The sequence below is a fragment of the Sulfurospirillum arsenophilum NBRC 109478 genome, from assembly GCF_000813345.1.
In the GTDB taxonomy this organism is placed as follows: Bacteria; Campylobacterota; Campylobacteria; order Campylobacterales; family Sulfurospirillaceae; genus Sulfurospirillum; species Sulfurospirillum arsenophilum.
The window spans coordinates 141435-158623 of sequence record NZ_BBQF01000003.1 but is presented as its reverse complement, the minus strand read 5'-3'; the positions used below and the strand labels follow the sequence as shown (position 1 = coordinate 158623).

At 41.3% G+C, this 17189-nt stretch carries 18 protein-coding genes and 5 tRNA genes; 14 read left to right on the top strand and 9 right to left on the bottom strand.

Annotated elements, in window-relative coordinates:
- Positions 1-60 precede the first annotated feature (60 nt).
- The gene (locus tag SAR02S_RS08400) at positions 61-1488 is read left to right on the top strand and encodes an SLC13 family permease (protein ID WP_041958747.1); all 1428 of its coding nucleotides are present in this window, start codon (positions 61-63) and stop codon (positions 1486-1488) included.
- 50 nt (positions 1489-1538) lie between these two features.
- On the opposite strand, the gene SAR02S_RS08395 is transcribed toward SAR02S_RS08400, so the two are convergent.
- From SAR02S_RS08395 to folE, 9 genes are all read right to left on the bottom strand, one after another.
- The gene (locus SAR02S_RS08395; protein WP_041958746.1) at positions 1539-1943 is read right to left on the bottom strand and encodes a hypothetical protein; all 405 of its coding nucleotides are present in this window, start codon (positions 1941-1943) and stop codon (positions 1539-1541) included.
- Positions 1944-2022: 79 nt separating this feature from the next.
- On the bottom strand, positions 2023-2229 hold the full coding sequence (locus SAR02S_RS13375; protein ID WP_156961457.1) for a CPXCG motif-containing cysteine-rich protein: 207 nt from the start codon (positions 2227-2229) through the stop codon (positions 2023-2025).
- A gap of 77 nt (positions 2230-2306) precedes the next feature.
- Entirely contained in the window at positions 2307-3521 is a 1215-nt protein-coding gene (locus tag SAR02S_RS08390) for a molybdopterin molybdotransferase MoeA (protein WP_041958745.1), read from the bottom strand.
- Positions 3518-3964, bottom strand: coding sequence for a molybdopterin synthase catalytic subunit (locus SAR02S_RS08385; RefSeq protein WP_041958744.1), 447 nt, complete (start codon positions 3962-3964; stop codon positions 3518-3520). Before SAR02S_RS08385 ends, SAR02S_RS08390 begins: the two co-directional genes overlap by 4 nt.
- 3 nt (positions 3965-3967) lie before the next feature.
- Positions 3968-4189 (bottom strand): MoaD/ThiS family protein, encoded by a 222-nt coding sequence (locus tag SAR02S_RS08380; RefSeq protein ID WP_041958743.1) that lies wholly within the window; start codon positions 4187-4189, stop codon positions 3968-3970.
- A gap of 63 nt (positions 4190-4252) precedes the next feature.
- Positions 4253-5242, bottom strand: coding sequence for an iron-sulfur cluster assembly scaffold protein NifU (locus SAR02S_RS08375; RefSeq protein WP_041958742.1), 990 nt, complete (start codon positions 5240-5242; stop codon positions 4253-4255).
- A gap of 133 nt (positions 5243-5375) precedes the next feature.
- Positions 5376-6566: a NifS family cysteine desulfurase gene (locus SAR02S_RS08370; protein WP_041958741.1), complete on the bottom strand. Its 1191-nt coding sequence runs from the start codon at positions 6564-6566 to the stop codon at positions 5376-5378.
- Positions 6567-6657: 91 nt separating this feature from the next.
- Complete coding sequence (gene fliI, locus SAR02S_RS08365) at positions 6658-7962, bottom strand: flagellar protein export ATPase FliI (protein WP_041958740.1); 1305 nt, start codon at positions 7960-7962, stop codon at positions 6658-6660.
- Positions 7962-8537, bottom strand: coding sequence for a GTP cyclohydrolase I FolE (folE, locus tag SAR02S_RS08360; protein ID WP_041958739.1), 576 nt, complete (start codon positions 8535-8537; stop codon positions 7962-7964). The genes fliI and folE overlap by 1 nt, the downstream gene beginning before the upstream one ends.
- A gap of 128 nt (positions 8538-8665) precedes the next feature.
- Here folE and tig point away from each other — a divergent pair, with 128 nt between their 5' ends.
- From tig to SAR02S_RS08295, 13 genes are all read left to right on the top strand, one after another.
- Positions 8666-9964 carry a trigger factor gene (tig, locus tag SAR02S_RS08355; protein WP_041958738.1) on the top strand — a complete coding sequence of 433 codons (1299 nt, stop codon included), beginning with the start codon at positions 8666-8668 and terminating at the stop codon, positions 9962-9964.
- Positions 9964-10554, top strand: a complete 591-nt coding sequence (clpP, locus tag SAR02S_RS08350) for an ATP-dependent Clp endopeptidase proteolytic subunit ClpP (protein WP_041958737.1) — start codon at positions 9964-9966, stop codon at positions 10552-10554. The genes tig and clpP overlap by 1 nt, the downstream gene beginning before the upstream one ends.
- 20 nt (positions 10555-10574) lie before the next feature.
- Entirely contained in the window at positions 10575-11666 is a 1092-nt protein-coding gene (locus SAR02S_RS08345; RefSeq protein ID WP_041958736.1) for a GGDEF domain-containing protein, read from the top strand.
- Complete coding sequence (def, locus tag SAR02S_RS08340; protein ID WP_041958735.1) at positions 11663-12178, top strand: peptide deformylase; 516 nt, start codon at positions 11663-11665, stop codon at positions 12176-12178. Before SAR02S_RS08345 ends, def begins: the two co-directional genes overlap by 4 nt.
- Before the next feature lie 2 nt (positions 12179-12180).
- Positions 12181-13716, top strand: a complete 1536-nt coding sequence (locus SAR02S_RS08335; RefSeq protein WP_041958734.1) for a YifB family Mg chelatase-like AAA ATPase — start codon at positions 12181-12183, stop codon at positions 13714-13716.
- A gap of 9 nt (positions 13717-13725) precedes the next feature.
- Entirely contained in the window at positions 13726-15123 is a 1398-nt protein-coding gene (locus SAR02S_RS08330; RefSeq protein WP_041958732.1) for a bifunctional ADP-dependent NAD(P)H-hydrate dehydratase/NAD(P)H-hydrate epimerase, read from the top strand.
- Entirely contained in the window at positions 15114-15692 is a 579-nt protein-coding gene (gene purN / locus SAR02S_RS08325; RefSeq protein ID WP_041958730.1) for a phosphoribosylglycinamide formyltransferase, read from the top strand. The genes SAR02S_RS08330 and purN overlap by 10 nt, the downstream gene beginning before the upstream one ends.
- Before the next feature lie 2 nt (positions 15693-15694).
- Positions 15695-16486 (top strand): thiazole synthase, encoded by a 792-nt coding sequence (locus SAR02S_RS08320; protein ID WP_041958728.1) that lies wholly within the window; start codon positions 15695-15697, stop codon positions 16484-16486.
- A gap of 80 nt (positions 16487-16566) precedes the next feature.
- Positions 16567-16644 (top strand) — tRNA-Pro (locus SAR02S_RS08315).
- A gap of 22 nt (positions 16645-16666) precedes the next feature.
- Positions 16667-16743: transfer RNA gene (locus SAR02S_RS08310), tRNA-His, on the top strand.
- Positions 16744-16768: 25 nt separating this feature from the next.
- Positions 16769-16845 (top strand) — tRNA-Arg (locus SAR02S_RS08305).
- A gap of 18 nt (positions 16846-16863) precedes the next feature.
- Positions 16864-16940, top strand: a tRNA-Arg gene (locus SAR02S_RS08300).
- 47 nt (positions 16941-16987) lie between these two features.
- Positions 16988-17072: transfer RNA gene (locus SAR02S_RS08295), tRNA-Leu, on the top strand.
- Positions 17073-17189 lie beyond the last annotated feature (117 nt).

The window sequence follows — 17189 nt, the reverse complement described above, 5'->3', positions numbered from 1 at the left end:
CACATTTTGTATGTGACATTTTCCTGCAACTGAATATCTAGGGCGCACACAGGAGTTGATATGTTTAACACCAAGAAGATTATTTTTATTGTTTTGGCTTTAATCGCCATGCTTTCCATGATTTATCTTACACCCGAAATGGCGGGACTCAATTTCAAAGGAAAAGTAGCGCTTGGGGTTGGCATCTTTGCCATCATTGTGTGGATCACTCAAGCTCTGGATGATGCCCAGAGTGGTTTTTTAATCATTGCTTTTTTGGTTCTCTTTGGTGCAGGAAAAATTGGTGAAGCACTGATTGGGTATTCTTCAACGGGCGTTTGGATTGTCGTTCTTGGTATGATTATGGCAGCCTGTATGGGTGACACTGGGCTTTCCAAAAGGCTTGCGCTCATCATTGTAAGCAAGATCGGAAAATCCGCCATCAATTTATACTGGGCGATCTCCTTAGTCACACTTCTTATGACCTTTTTCATTCCTTCTCTTGCGGCTAAAACGCTTTTGGTTATACCGATTATCACCTCAATGGGTTTAGCGTTTGGTGCCGAAAAAGGGCAAAGTACACTAGTCAAAGGCTTGATTTATATTGTTACCGTGGCAGGAACGATGTACTGCATGGGCATTATGACCTCTCACGCCGCCAATCCAATTTCTGTTAGTCTTATCAAAAATGCAACAGGAGTAACCGTAGGCTGGATGGAGTGGTTTAAAATCGGCATGCCACCAGCCCTACTTATGGGCTTAATCGCAACGTATATGATTATTAAGATGTTTCCACCCGACATCAAAGACATCTCAGCAGGTCAAGATGTCATGCAAAAACAGTTAAATGCTATGGGGAAAATGAGCTCAAAAGAGATTTATACGTTTGTCATTTTCATCACGACGCTTCTTTTATGGGCAACCGATAAACTTCACGGTCTTGATACCACGCTCGTTGCCCTACTTGCCGTTGCTGCGATGATAGCCCCCGTTCCTACGCAAGTCATGACATGGAAAGAAGCTGAGAAAAAAGTTCCTTGGAATGTTTTTATCGTGTATGGGGCTGGTTTGTCTATGGGTTCATTGCTCGTTAAAACAGGCGCCGCCGCGTGGCTTGCGAGTACGTTTTTTCATCCATTACTTAGTCTTGATGTCAAACTACAAGTCGTCATTTTCATCTGGCTAATGCTTGCACTTCAAGTCTTATTCACAGGAGCAGGTCCCAAAACAACGGCATTAACACCTGTAGTCATCGCCCATGCCATCGCCGTTGCCGCCCTTCCTGCCAATGCAGGTATGCAAGTCACAGCATTTGTCATTTTAGTCAGTATGAATATGCTTCACCAATACCTACTCCCCGTCTCCAATCTCCCGAACATCATCGGTCTTGCAACGGAAGAGATCACCTCAAGTGAGTTGATTAAAGTGGGTGCGATCATGAGTCTATTTGGAGCAGTTTTTTGTACGATTATGGTCTACACGTATTGGAGTTGGATAGGGCTATTTTGATCAATAGCCCTAAAATTAGGTTTTCTATTAAAAAGTATATTTTACAATGGTTACAAAACATCTGTGTAAACAAAATCAGAGAAATTTAAATTTGTTTTTCCCTTTAAATCTTTTCTCATTGCTAGCACAATATTTCCAATAACCTCTCTACCTTTTGCAGGATCAGGATCTTTTCCTTTTGAATCAATAACTAATTTAACCATAGCATTAATTGCCCTTACAACATCATCAGAACTATAAATCCATGATTTGTACTGCTCTTCAAAAAACTTACGCTTTGTTTCAGCGTTTGCTGATGAACCAACAAATCCTCGCAATAACACAAGTAAATTAACGTATTTTTCTTCTTTATATTTTAAAACAGCTTCTTCTCTTTTTGATTTATTAGCAAAATAATAAGTCAAATATGATCCTAGTACTAAAGTAAAAATTGGTAAAATTGAATTAATTTCCATTACTTATCCTTACAAAAATTATTGATGCAAAAGATTACTATGATATAAAAATTTTTACATGTAAAGAAAAAACAAGCCTCTAAAACTCATTCCCCTCTATACGGCTAACTCGAATATCTATAAAGTCGTCATGTTTCGATGCAACGTAAATTTCGATGGGGCGACAGCAGACGTAACAATCCTCAATATAACTCTCTCCCACTTCACTACTAGGTTCAATGAAAATAGAAAAGTTCTCCCAACAGTAAGGGCATGTGATGGTTTTATCGAACAGTGTGTTATCCATAAAAACCTTTCAAAAATAGAGGTTATGTTGTTTACATGTAAAGACTAAAACGAAGTTTTTTGGGTATTGCCAAACTTTTACAAGTCCAGCAATACCACGTCAACCATCTCGCCTTTTTCAATTTTTTGGACATCTTTTTCAACGCGTAAAAGAACGGGATTTTCTAAGAGGTTATTGAGGATGGCACTACTGCCCTCTTTTTTGCCTTCTAAATCAACAACAAGCTGCCCCTCAATAAATCGAAGATTGCACGCTGTAAATTCCACAAATTTGGAACGTTTTTTATAGAGCTCGCCCATGTAAGCTTTAATCGTTGGCAAGGCAAACGTTTGCGCGCGCATTTTGCGAAGCAGTGGGGCTATAAATAAAAAGGTACAAACCGAAGCACTGTACGGGAAGCCTGGGAGAGCGTAGATGTATTTGTGACCCGATTTGACCACACGAATGTGACGACCTGGTTTCATGTATGAACCGTCGATGATATTTTCGATTTTCATGTCGGTTAGAATACTCTGTAGAAAGTCAAAGTCTCCAACACTTCCACCGCCCGTGGTAATGACGATGTCACTCCACATCAACGCTTGTCTGAGTTGTTGCTCGATCAAATCACGATCGTCTCGAATGAGTTTAAAACGCATACACTCACAGCCTAGTTGGCGTAAAATCGCTTCAACGGTGACGTGATTTGAACTTCGAATTTGTGCATAAGACGTTTTTGGCTCGCCGAAGTCCAAGATTTCATTACCGGTTGAGAGAATGGCGATGCGAGGCTTCATAAACACTTCAACTTGAACCATACTCACTTCTGCCATCACACCAATCTCAGCAAAACCAATCTTCGTGCCTTTTTTGATGAGCACTTCACCCGCTTTGTAGTTCTCACCCACAGGGCGAACCGCAAAGCCTTTGGATACCGCGGAAGTGATGTGAATTTTTCCCTCTTTAACTTCGACATTTTCAATGGGAATCAGCGTATCGCTGCCTTCGCTCATTAATGTGCCCGTAAAGGTTTTGACACACTCACCTTTATGCACGACACCATGCGTTTCAGTTCCCGCAGGAATAAAATCGCTGATGATCAGTGAACCTAGTTGTTGGTCTTCACAACGAATGGCATAACCATCCATCGAAGAAGTTGCATGCGTTGGATTGTCTTCTTGTGCTACAACATCAACGGCAAGAAAGCGACCAAGCGCGTCACCTATGAAAATATTTTCAATGCCCATTTCTGTTTTTATGGAGTTTTCAAGCGCTTCTAGTGTTTCATCAAACGGTAGGAATGTCTTACTCATGCATCCGCCTTTAAGAGTCCAGAGCCACTGAGAACATGCGAGCGCTCTTTGGCATACACGCGTTTGCCTTCTACCAAATCATATTTCCAAATAGGAGCATTGGCTTTAAAATCTTCGACAAAATCGTTAATCATTTTAAGGGCAACTTTACGTTTCGGAGAGACAACAGCGGCAATGTAGCTTGAAGTATGGTTAGGTACATCACCACGAGAGTGCGCCATAAGAAGGTAAGCGTTTTGCTCTCTGGCTTTTTCTTGCCACACGTTAAACCAGTTATTTAAAATAGGCTCGTAAATGTCAAAACTAAGCCCTTCGATACCATCTTCATCTCTGACGATGCCTACAAAAGGGATAAATGCACCATAATTTTTATCGCAAACGTGGTCGTACCACGAAGCTAAAATCGTGTTTACATGTAAAGGTCCATCATGAAGTTCAAGCATGAATCAACCTCCGCAAACTGGGGGTAAAAGTGAGATTTTATCCTCTTTGGAGAGTGGTATATTTAGGTCGCAAACGAGCGTATCGTTCACAGCAACTGCGCAGATAGCAAGCCAGTCTTGAAGTTCTTTGTCCTCTTTAAAAAAGGTTTTGAGTTCGTTTAAATTTGCAATATCCACTTCAATGCTAGGACGTCCAAGGGGTCCCAAAAATTCGACTTTTGCCACATCTTTTCCTTATTACATGTAAGAAATTTCAGAGAAGTGCGAAAGCACTCCTCTGAAGTCTTTTCAGACAGGTAATATTCGTATATTTTTACTTAATTTCTCTTGTAAGACAGCTTCAATCGCATAAAGTGTGCCTGTAGAGCTACTTGCACAACCACTGCATGCACCAAGATAACGGATGTAAACGTCGATTGCGCCATCACTTCCATCTTTGATATCAAGAATTTCAAGGTTACCGCCATCCATAACGAGCATTGGACGGATGTTTTCATCGATGATCGCTTCGATCTCTTTTAGTTTTTTAACAACGGTCAACTCTTCAAAACTTACCGTGCTAGTGCCATCAATTTTTGAATTGGAAATAGCGAGCAAATGGTCATGTTCCATCTCAGCTCTGGTATCTCTTAGAATGTCAACAAGGTAGTATTCACGTGCTTCATGACCACCTGGTTTAATACAGGATTTACAAAATGCACCTGCTTTGGTGTAATTCGTAATGTCTTCAACGGTTTTAAGGTCGTTAATTTTAATGACTTCTCTAATCGTTCCAAGGCTAACACGCGCACATTCACATACGATGATGTCATCTTCAAAACTTGCGGCATCAACGCCTTTATACGAAGCAGCAGCAGCTTTGATAACATCGTACGCCATAACAGAACAGTGCATTTTTTGAGGTGGAACCGCAGGAATGTCTGGAGTATCGCGCATTGCTTTTTCAACATCAATATTGGTGATTTTAACCGCTTCAGAAACTGTCTTACCGATACAAAGTTCTGCCATCGTGTCAGAACTTGCGATGGCTGTACCACAACCAAAACTTTTAAATTTTGCCGCTTTGATGATTTCAGTTGCTTCATCAACGATCCAATAAAGTCTGACCGCGTCGCCACAGCTCTCTGCACCAAAATCTGCAATGACAAGCTTTCCGCCCATTGCTTTTGCATCTTCTTCGGTTAATTGTCCCATATTTTGTGGGTTATTCATCAAATCTTGTACTTTTTGGCTGTATTCCTCCCAGATGGAGCCGCCAATTAAACTATTTTTTGCCATTTTTTTATCCTTTTTTACATGTAAAAATAAAAGCACCAAAGGTGCGCGGGCTCTCTGCCAAAGAGAACCCAGTGTTAACGTAGCTTTTAGAGCTTTGCTTTAAAAGCGTGTTTAGAGTTCTGTAAGAACTCGCTTATAGCTTACTAACATGCCACTCAGGGGCATACGCATAGGTGCTTGAAATGGCACGAAGGCGTGTTACCGCATTGTTTAAAATCTCTATGGTGTAGTCTATCTCTTCATCGGTTGTAAAGCGTGAAAGTGAAAGACGAAGAGCCGTATGTGCTAGATCAGCTTCTGCGCCTATAGCTTCCATAACAGGATTTGACTCCAACGCTTCACTCGCACAAGCACTTCCTGTACTAGCTGCAATGCCATTTTTATTCAAATCCCACAGCATCGCTTCGCCTTCAATACCTTTGACGCTGACCAAAATGGTATTAGGGACTCTTTGCTCTTTCGTACCAATCACCAAAGTTTCTGGTATAAGCGAAATCGCATCTTCAAGTTTGTCACGAAGACGTCTTACGTTGTTTTTCTCAAAATCAAGGCTTTCAACAGCAAGTTCCATCGCTTTTCCCATACCCACAATACCCGCAACATTAAGCGTTCCACTACGGCGTCCACCCATGTGTTCACCACCGTGAAACAGAGGCGTGAGTTGCTGTCCACCTTTAATGTAAAGACCTCCAACACCTTTTGGACCGTGGAATTTATGAGCAGAAAAGCTTAGAAAATCAACATTGGCTTTTTTGACATCCACAGGAATTTTACCAACGGCTTGGACGGCGTCTGTATGGAAAAGCACGCCTCTTTCTTTACAAATAGCCCCAATCTCTTCAATCGGGAAAAGCATACCTGTTTCGTTGTTTGCCCACATAATGGAGACAAGCGCTGTTTTATCGGTAATTGCATTTTTAAGATCTTCAAGTTCAATGACACCATCGGTATTAACAGGAAGGTAGGTCACTTTAACGCCAAGACCTTCTAAAAATTTACAGGAAGCTCCAACGGCTGGATGCTCTACTTCGCTGGTAATAATATGATCTTTGTCGCCATTTAAAATTTTATCGTTATAAATACCTTTAATGACCCAGTTATTGCTCTCAGTCGCACACGATGTGATGACAATATCGTCTTCATCGCTTGCATTAATACCAGCATAAAGCTGATCCATCGCTTTGCGAAGTGCAGGATGACTTTCACTGCCAAATTCATGTAAAGAATTTGGATTGCCATACATTTGACAAAAATAGGGTTCCATATCAGCAAAAACTTTAGGATCAACTATGGTTGTTGCGTTATTATCTAAATAGACTCTCATCGTCTTATTGCTCCATTCTATATAGGATAAACTTTATCCTAATTAATTTTTGAATACTATTACTTTCTATATTAAAAAATACTAAAAAAATTTAGGCAATGATCTGTTTTAACTCAGCAACCGTTGCTTCAAACTCAAAAACTTCTTCAGGATCTTGCTGTAAGAAGCCATTCATCTTCTCTTTTTTGCTAATTGCGATATCTAACTCTTTATCGTTGCCTTTTTCATACGCACCAATACGAATGAGAACCTCGTTCTCTTTCAAAATGGAGTTAAGGCGCTTAAAGCGCATCGCCGCTTTTTTATGCTCACCATCGATGACATCGCCCATAACCCTTGAAGCACTGTTTTGAATGCTAATCGGCGGGTAAATACCATAGTCGGTGAGCTCACGACTGAGAACAATGTGACCATCCAAAATACTTCTGGATTGATCGGCAATTGGATCACTAAGATCATCACCCTCAACCAAAACAGTAAAGAACGCTGTAATCGAGCCTTTACCCTCTTCTTTTCCTGCCCGCTCCATGAGTTGAGGCAAAAGTGCCAAAACGGATGGCGGATAGCCTTTAGAGGTTGGTGGCTCACCCAAAGCCAAACCAATTTCACGTTGTGCCATCGCAAAACGTGTAACGGAGTCCATCATAAACAGAACATCTCGTCCTTGGTCTTTAAAGTACTCTGCAATGCTCATTGCACTAAAAGCACCGTATTTTCGCATCAAAGGCGAATCATCGCTGGTCGCTACCACAATGACAGTATTGTCAAGGTTACCACCCAAGTTTTTTTCAATAAACTCAGGGACCTCACGTCCACGTTCCCCTATGAGTGCAACGACTTTGATGGAGGCTTCTGCACCTTTAACGATCATGCCCATCAGTGTGGACTTACCCACACCACTTCCTGCAAAGATGCCCATTTTCTGACCTTTGCCACACGTCAAAAGTCCATCAATGGTCTTGACACCGACACGAAATGGCTCGTTAATTAGCCCTCTTTTCATCGGATCAAGTGGCGCTTTCATGATAGGTGCCATTGACGTTGCACCTACCGTTCCTTTGCCATCTTTTGGGCGAATAAACGGGTCAACCACACGTCCAAGCAACTCTTCGCCCACAGGGATCATCATGCCTTGCTCACTGATAAAGACTTTATCACCAGTTTTAAAACCTTCAATAAAACCAAAAGGAGAGATAAAAAAGGAGTTGCGATCCACTTCGGTGATCATGCCAAGCTCACTTTTAGCCCCATCAAGTGAAACAATTTTAACAATATCACCAATACTAGGTCTTAGCCCACACGCCTCAATGGTCGTGGAGCTAATTTTGGTGATGGTGCCAAACATGGGAGAGAGGCTTTTACCGTGAAGTTGTTTTTTGAGGCGCTCGAGTGGCATTAGTAGCGATTAGCCTGCGGTGCATTGATGATGTCGAAAAACTCTTTCCTCGTATCTGCTTTGAGAAAGAGTCCACGAAGTGCTGATGTCGTGGTATTGGAGTGTGTTTTTTCAACCCCTCTCATTTCCATACACATATGACGTGCTTGGATGACAACACCTACTCCTTTGGGAGCAATAACATCATCAATCGCTTTAGCAATTTGTTCGGTAAGTTGTTCTTGGATTTGAAGACGGCGCGCAAAAATGTCAACCATACGAGGAATTTTGGAAAGTCCAACGACTTTTCCATTAGGAATGTACGCAACATGAGCACGTCCAATAATCGGTAGAAGGTGATGTTCACACATCGAATAAAACTCTATATCTTTAATAAGTACCATTTGATTATTGTCGCTCTCAAAAAGTGCTTCACCCAATACCTCATTGGGACTTTGATGATACCCTTGTGTCATATGTTCATATGCTTTAAAAACGCGTGTTGGTGTCTTTAAAAGCCCCTCACGCTGGGTATTTTCACCAATAATTTCAAGCATTGTTTTGACGGCTTGTTCAAACTCTTCTCTTCGTTGCATTGTGATTCACTTCTGTTAAAATTAAGACGAAATATTTTATCTCTATTTTGCTTTTTAATGGATAAAAAGCGACTTAAAAGCAATTTTTTGGTATATTTGAGCAAAATTTTATATCGAAAAGGGATTTTATGCAAATTAAAGTTAACCGTACAAATAGTGCTAATGCTGCAGTTGAGGCAACCATTTCACCTGCGCTTTTACAAAAAAAAGAAGAGAAGATGATTGCATCGGCTGCTTCAAATATGAAAGTTGATGGTTTTAGAAAAGGAAAGGTTCCTGCACATATCGTTAAAGCACGCTACGGCAAACAACTCAAAGAAGATGCACAAACAGAAGCACTCAGAGAGCTTTACACAAAAGCTTTAGCTGAACTTGACATCAAAGCAGACCTTGTTGTCGGTGAGCCAAGCTTCTCAAAATTTGAAGAGAAAGATGGCGGGTTAGATCTTGTTATGAAACTTTCATTCAAACCAACTATTATTATCGAAGGCTACAAAGAGTGCGTACCTGAATACAAAGCTCCTAAAATCACTAAAAAAGAGATCGCTGAGAGACTTGAAAAAACACTTCAACTGGTTGCTGATCTTAAAACGGTTGAAGAGAAACGTGCTGTTAAATCAGGCGACTTCGTTGTGATTGATTTTGAAGGCTTTATAGATGGTGTAGCATTTGAAGGCGGTAAAGCAGAAGGCTATACACTTGAAATTGGAAGCAACTCTTTCATTCCAGGTTTTGAAGATGGCATCATTGGTCTAAAAGTAAGTAGCAAAGCTAAAGAGATTGCTGTAACGTTCCCAGAGACTTACGGAAACAAAGACCTTGCAGGAAAACCAACCACATTTAAAGTAACCCTTAAAGAGATTAAAGTTAAAGATATCCCTGAAACTCCTAGCGAAGAGATGATTAAAAAACTTCTTCCAGGTGTTGAGAATCCAACACTAGAAGTTCTTGAAGGTCAAATTGAAGACGAAATTCGCAATGAAAAATTAGCAAAACTTTTCAATGACGAAGTTAAGCCTAAATTTGTTGAAAACGTTTTAGAAAAAATTGTATTTGATCTTCCTGAAAACATTGTCGACCAAGAGATTGACCTTCAAATGAGAAGCGTTTTTGGCAAGCTTAGCGAAGACGAAATCAAAGAATATGCGGGAAATCCTGAAAAAATTAAAGAAAAAAGAGAAGAATTTAGAGCAGAGTCTGAAAAAAGTGTTAAACTAACTTTTATCGTTGATGAATTGGCTAAACAAGAGACCATCAATGTCAGTGACCAAGAAGTCCTTCAGATGATCTACTTTGAAGCAATGCAACAAGGTGCTAATCCAAAAGAATACCTAGAGTTCTATGAGAAACAAGGTGTCCTTCCAGCGATTAAAATGTCTATTATTGAAGAGAGACTCTTCACAAAGCTTTTTACTAAAGGTAAATAATGAGCTACTACGTTCCTGTCGTTATCGAAAAAACGGGTCGCGGTGAGAGAAGTTACGATATCTACTCTCGCCTTTTAAAAGATCGTATCATTATGCTCAGTGGTGAGATTAATGATGTTGTTGCTTCTTCTATCGTAGCACAGCTACTGTTTCTTGAAGCGGAAGATCCTGAAAAAGACATCTATCTTTACATCAACTCTCCTGGTGGCGTTATTACCAGTGGTTTTAGTATCTACGATACGATGAACTATGTTAGACCCGATATTAGCACCATTTGTATTGGTCAAGCGGCATCAATGGGAGCATTTTTGCTTAGCTCTGGCGCTAAAGGTAAACGTTATGCGCTTCCTAATGCGCGCATTATGATTCACCAACCACTAGGTGGCGCACAAGGTCAAGCAACGGATATTGAAATTCAAGCTAAAGAAATTTTACGCATGAAACAAGTACTCAATGAAATTTTGGCAAAAAACTGTTCACAGAAACTTCCAAAAATCATTAAAGATACTGAGAGAGATTTTTTCATGAGTGCAGAAGAGTCATGTGAATATGGCTTGATTGATAAAGTATTAGATAAAAGTTTTAAATAATATAGCAAAGAAGGCAAACAATGGTTCGTTTCAATAAAGACAAAGGGTCAACGGGTGTTTACAATATTGATACCAAAGATGATATGATCGAGCAAGCCCCGCCACCAACGCCTTCAAAAGAGCCTATTGTAACCCAAGCTTCTAATGCTGAGCTTGAAAAATTTGCCGCTTTGGTGCTCAAGGTGTTGGGAGATGAGAATATCCCTCCCACACCCACCAATTTTCAGATCTATTTTGACAAACTTTTAGAGAGTAAACCGACTGCTTTTAAAAAACGTATCAACGACTTTTTAGAGCTTGAAAATACAAATAATGATGAAAATCATGCACGCATTGAACGTGAAGTCAAAGAGGGTTTTGCACAGATTAAAAACATCATGCAAGTCGTCTCTACGGTTTACCGCAACCTGAATGTCATGCAAGAGATTGTTAAAAAACGCTCGACTCAATTAGAGGCAAATTCTAATCCACTATCGATTCAAAATATTATCTCTTCCCTAAGTGAAGATCTCAATAAAATGTTTGGCTTAACCACCAAACAGATTGATCTTTTAAAAGATTATTACCAAAAAACGACAATTATTTTACAAGAGGTCGATAACCAATCCATTTTTGATGTCAAGTATGGCGTTTACAATCGTAGATACTTGCTTAAATCCCTCCAAGATGAGATCAAACTCATTAAAAACTATGCGCATCCAAGTTCTTTGGTTTTAGCGCGCGTTAAAGAAGATACGCTAGAAAAGATTGTTAATAAAAAAGATAAAGATATTGTTGTTCGCAACATTGCCAAGCTCCTTTTAAAAACATCTCGTAGAAGCGATGTTGTTGCTCATTTTGGTGATGGTATTTTTGCGATGATCCTAAAACATACCGATATTGTTGGCGCTAAAAAAGCGTGTGATCGTATCAGTGAACTTGTGTACCAAACCAGCTTTTTTGTTGGAACAGGTGAAGTTGAAACCGATATTGAGCTGAGCATTGTAGCACTTGATCCTGACCATAACGCCGAAGAATTTATTGCGGCAACCCTTGAAGAATTGCCGCATACTGGCAAAAAACATGTTCCGTATATTGTTTGTACGCCTTCCCTCCCAAGCGAGGAGCTATGAATAGAGAGGTATTAGTTTACCCCAATAAGCTTCTACGCGAAACGTCAAAAGATGTTATGCATTTCGATGCACATCTGCACACACTGTTGCAAGACATGTACGATACTATGGTTTGTAGAGAAGGAATTGGACTTGCTGCTGTTCAAATTGGAGTGCCTTTAAATGTAGTGGTCATCAACCTTGTCGATGATGAAGGCTCACAACTGATCGAAAATCTCTATGAAATCATCAACCCTGTCATCCTTGAAAAAGATGGTTTGACCATCTATCAAGAGGGATGCTTGAGTGTTCCTGGGTATTATGATGAAGTAGAGCGTGCCGCACATATCAAAATCTCTTACTACGATAGAGATGGAAACAGACACGAAGAAGAGTTTACGGATCTTATGGCAATTGCCGTACAACACGAGATGGATCACCTTAAGGGTCGTCTTTTTATCGAAAAACTCTCTTATCTAAAACGTAAAAAATTTGAAAAAGAGTGGAAAAAAAAGCAAAAAGCAGGTAAATAACCATGGAAGAAGCGATTGCTCTATCCAAGGTCAAACACGCTAAATGCGCTACACTTTACGGTAACAAAGCCTATGAGGTCGATGTAGAGTCCACACTTGTTCGAGCCTTACCAGGCTTTAGCATCGTAGGTATGGCGGACCAATCCATCCAAGAATCGCGTGAGCGTATAAAATCTGCCCTATCAAGCATCAACTTCCAGTTTCCTGCTCAAAAAATCACAATTAATCTCTCCCCCTCCGATCTTAAAAAAGAGGGTAGCCACTTTGATTTGGTCATTGCTTTACTCATTGCCATTCAAAAAGAGCGCTTTACATGTAACGATTTTTTCATCTTCGGCGAGCTGGGGCTTGATGGCAAAGTCAAGAAAACCAACACTATTTTTCCCATCATTCTTTCATTAGTGGCTCACGCTCAAAATCTTCGTGTTTTAGTACCCAGTGAGCTTCTCTCTAAAGTACAGCAAATCCCCAATATTGAAGTCTATGGCGTTGAAACTCTGAGTGACGCACTGCTTTTTTTTAAAGAGAAACGCTTTAATGTAGCAATGCCTCCACGTGAGCAAAGTTTTTGTGAAAACACTTTGGAAATTGATGGCAAACATTATTTTTACAGCACTCAATTTCCACTTGATTTTAACGATGTTTTAGGACAACACAGAGCCAAACGCGCCATGCTCATCGCCGCTGCTGGCATGCACAACCTTCTGATGGAAGGAAGTCCAGGGTGTGGCAAAAGCATGAGCATCAAGCGCCTTCGCTACATTTTACCACCTCAAAGCATCGAAGAGATACTTGAATCTAACGCTTACCAATCGTTGCAAGAAGAAGATGTTGAACTAAACCCTCTCAGACCTTTTCGCTCGCCCCATCATACTTCTTCTCGTCCGTCTATATTTGGTGGAGGCAGTTCACAAAGCCGTGCAGGCGAAATCGCACTCGCCCACAACGGGGTTCTGTTTTTTGACGAATTTCCCAACTTTTCCAAAACCGTTTTAGAGAGCCTGCGAGAACCACTTGAAGATCATCGAGTGCTCATCTCACGAGTCAATACCAAAATAAGCTACGCGACCAAATTTCTTTTCGCCGCCGCACAAAATCCTTGCCCTTGTGGTAATCTTTTTAGCCAAACGCATGAGTGCCGTTGTAGCGAAGTGGAGATCAATCGCTATAAAAACCATATCTCCGAGCCTATTATGGACAGAATCGATCTTTACATTCAGATGAACGAAGAGAGTTCAAAAGAATCAGGTCTAAGCTCGCAGGAGATGTTTGAGCAGGTACTAAAAGCATTTATCATGCAAAAAAAGCGCGGTCAAGGCGAGCTCAATGGCAAGCTGGATGAGCATAACACGATGCGTTTTTGCACACTGGACACGCGCGCTGAAGAAAGTTTAGAGATGGCACGCAATCGTTTGGGACTAAGTCAAAGAAGCATCCACAAAGTGCTTCGCATCGCGCGCTCCATAGCCGATCTGGCACAAAGTGAGCAGATAGCGCAAGAACACCTTCTTGAAGCTCTAAGCTTCCGTAAGCGTTAGGAGAAACCAATGCAGTATGTCTATGAAGAAACAAGCAGTTTGGATGAGCGTTGTTATGCAAATTTTGATTTAACCCCTGAAATTTTAATGGAACATGCAGGCCTTGCACTGGCTCGCTCTGTGAAAAAAAAGCTTACATGTAAAAAGAGTGCTCTCTTCGTCTGTGGCATGGGAAACAATGGAGCAGATGGCATTGTCGCGGCACGCATACTGCATGGTGCTTACAATGTGAGTGTCTATCTGCCATATGAGCTTAAATCAGAGCTTGCAAAACTACAATTAGCGCGTGCCAAAAAAGTGGGTGTTGTCATAGTAAATGAACTCATCGATGCCGATATTTACATCGATGCACTCTTTGGTGCAGGACTTAACCGTCCTTTGGATGCGTTTACATGTAAACTGCTTGAAACGCTCAATGCGAAACAAGGCTACAAAATAGCCTGTGATATCCCCAGTGGCATTCTCAGCGATTTAACGCTCAATTCCGTTGTTTTCCAAGCCCATGAAACCATTACAATGGGGGCTTTAAAGCTGGGTTTGCTCAATGACAACGTTAAAGATGCTGTTGGAAAAATTAAAATCGCAAATCTAGGCATAGCACGAAATCAGTATGAAATACCTAGCACAACATTTCTACTTCGCAAAAGCGATCTCAAACTACCCATTCGCATGAAGAAAAACACCAATAAAGGCACTTTTGGGCATGTTGCCATTGTGCAAGGTTCCAAAGAGGGTGCGGCACGCCTTGCGGGCATGGGAGCATTTCACTTTGGTGCAGGACTTGTCACACTTCTTGGCGAGAAACCTAAAAAATTGCCCATTTATCTGATGAGCAGCGAAACACTGCCAAAAAATGCCAATGTGATCGTAGCAGGTATGGGACTTGAAATGCCATTTGATGAAGTGGCACTTAAAACACTTTTGCTCGCCAACACACTGCCACTGGTTATTGACGCATCATTGTCGCATCATCCGCTTATCACGCAGATTATTGCATCCAAAAAACCTGTGGTTTTAACCCCGCATCCCAAAGAATTTAGCGCGATTTTAGAGCTTATATGTAAAGAAAAAATCAGCGTCGAAATGATTCAGCAAAACCGCTTCAAACACGCTAAACGCTTTAGCCTCGCGTTCCCCCATGTCGTACTCGTTCTCAAAGGTGCGAACACCATCATCGCACATAATGGCGAGCTTTTCATCAACACCTATGGCATGCCTTCCCTTGCAAAAGGTGGCAGTGGCGATGTCATGTCTGGTATGATAGGAGCACTTCTAGCCCAAGGATATACCCCAAAAGACGCGGCAATTCATGCCTCATTAGCGCATGCACTTGTCTCGCAAAAGTTTACATGTAATAATTTTGCGCTTACCCCGATTGATATTTGTAAAGGTCTTAAATGGTTATAAAAAAAATTGCTATTTTATTTAGTGGGGAGGGCAGTAATTTAGAAAAACTGCTTGCGGCTCTTCACAACAAAGTATTTGAACACTGTAAAATTGAAGTTGCAACCACCATCTGCAATCGTCCCAATGCAGCAGGAATCGAAAAATCACGAAGTTATGGCATAGAGCCTCTCATCCTCGATCATACGCTCTATGGAAGCCGTGAAGCCTTTGATGAAGCTCTTGTAGAGGCTATCCATCACAGTGGAGCTGAGCTTACCGTGCTTGCTGGATTTATGCGTTTTCTCACCCCTTATTTCACAAAACAGGTTAAAGCGATCAATTTACATCCTTCACTCCTTCCCCTTTTTAAGGGAGGCAATGCTATAAAAGAGAGCTTTGATTCACCCATGAAAGTCGCAGGCATCAGCGTTCACTACGTTAGCGAAGAGCTTGATGGCGGTGAAATCATCGCACAACGCTGTTTCGAGAAAGTTGAAGGTATGAATTTGGAAACATTTGAAGCCAAAATTCACGCACTTGAACATGAACTCCTTCCCGAAACTGTTAAAAATTTACTCAATAGGAACTAAAAATGAATGACATTCTCAAAGTAGGCAATATTGAATTTGCAAGTCGCTTGATCGTAGGAAGCGGTAAATACCCAGACTTTCAAACGACTAAAGATGCAACGCTCGCGAGTGGTTCTAAGCTTATCACCGTTGCAGTGCGTCGTGTCAACATTACCAATTCCAACGAAGAAAATCTCATGGATTACTTCAAAGGTACTGACATTAAACTCCTTCCAAACTCTGCAGGCTGTACAACCGCCGAAGATGCTATCACTCTTTTTCGCATGGTTCGAGAAGCGACAGGACTTGATCTTATCAAACTCGAAGTTATCGGCGATACCGCAAAAACTCTCTATCCCGATGTTATGGAAACACTCAAAGCATGTGAAGTTTTAGCACGAGATGGCTTTACCATCATGACTTACACCAATGATGATCCTATTATGGCAAAGCGCCTTGAGAATGCTGGAAGTGCTGCTGTTATGCCTTTGGCGTCACCAATAGGAAGTGGTCTTGGCATTCAAAACCGTTACAATGTTCTTTTCATTAAAGAAGCGGTTAACATTCCTGTCATCGTCGACGCAGGTATTGGCTGTGCTAGTGATGCCGCTATTGCGATGGAAATTGGCGCTGATGGTGTACTTACCAATACAGCCATTGCACAAGCTAGAAACCCTATCTTGATGGCAGAAGCGATGAAATATGCTGTCCTTGCGGGACGTGCTAGTTACCTTGCTGGAAGAATTGCGAAGAAGCCTTTTGCAACAGCAAGTTCGCCAACAGAAGGACTTATCGAATTCAACCCAAAAGCTTAAAAAACTTTTCCTTGACAAAAGGCTGGATTTTGGATAGAATTTCAGCCTTAAAAAGACCAACCTAAAGTTTTTTTAAATGTCGGGGCGTAGCGCAGTCTGGTCAGCGCACCTGGTTTGGGACCAGGGGGTCGAAGGTTCGAATCCTTTCGCCCCGACCATGTTATAATTTTGAAAATGATGGTGGGTGTAGCTCAGTCGGTTAGAGCATCAGGTTGTGGTTCTGAGGGTCGTGGGTTCGATCCCCATCACTCACCCCATTAGACCAAAGAGCAGTGTTTTTATGCGCTCGTAGCTCAATTGGATAGAGCAACGGACTTCGGATCCGTAGGTTGTAGGTTCGACTCCTTTCGAGCGCACCACCTTAAAACCGAGAAGATGCGCTCTTAGCTCAGCTGGATAGAGCAACGCCCTTCTAAGGCGTAGGTCACACGTTCGAATCGTGTAGGGCGTACCACCTTTTAAGACGGAGCTTCAGCTTCGCAAAATTTACTACTGTTGTGTGCGGATATGGTGAAATTGGTAGACACGCCAGACTTAGGATCTGGTGCCGAGAGGCATGGGAGTTCGAGTCTCTTTATCCGCACCATCCCTTTAATAGGGACTTTCAAACAAACTTCTCAACTTCATTTTATTACTGTTAAAAAATCTAGGGTACGGTGTTCTGTTTTAAATAATCAATTCTTCTTATAATTTATTTTCAAAA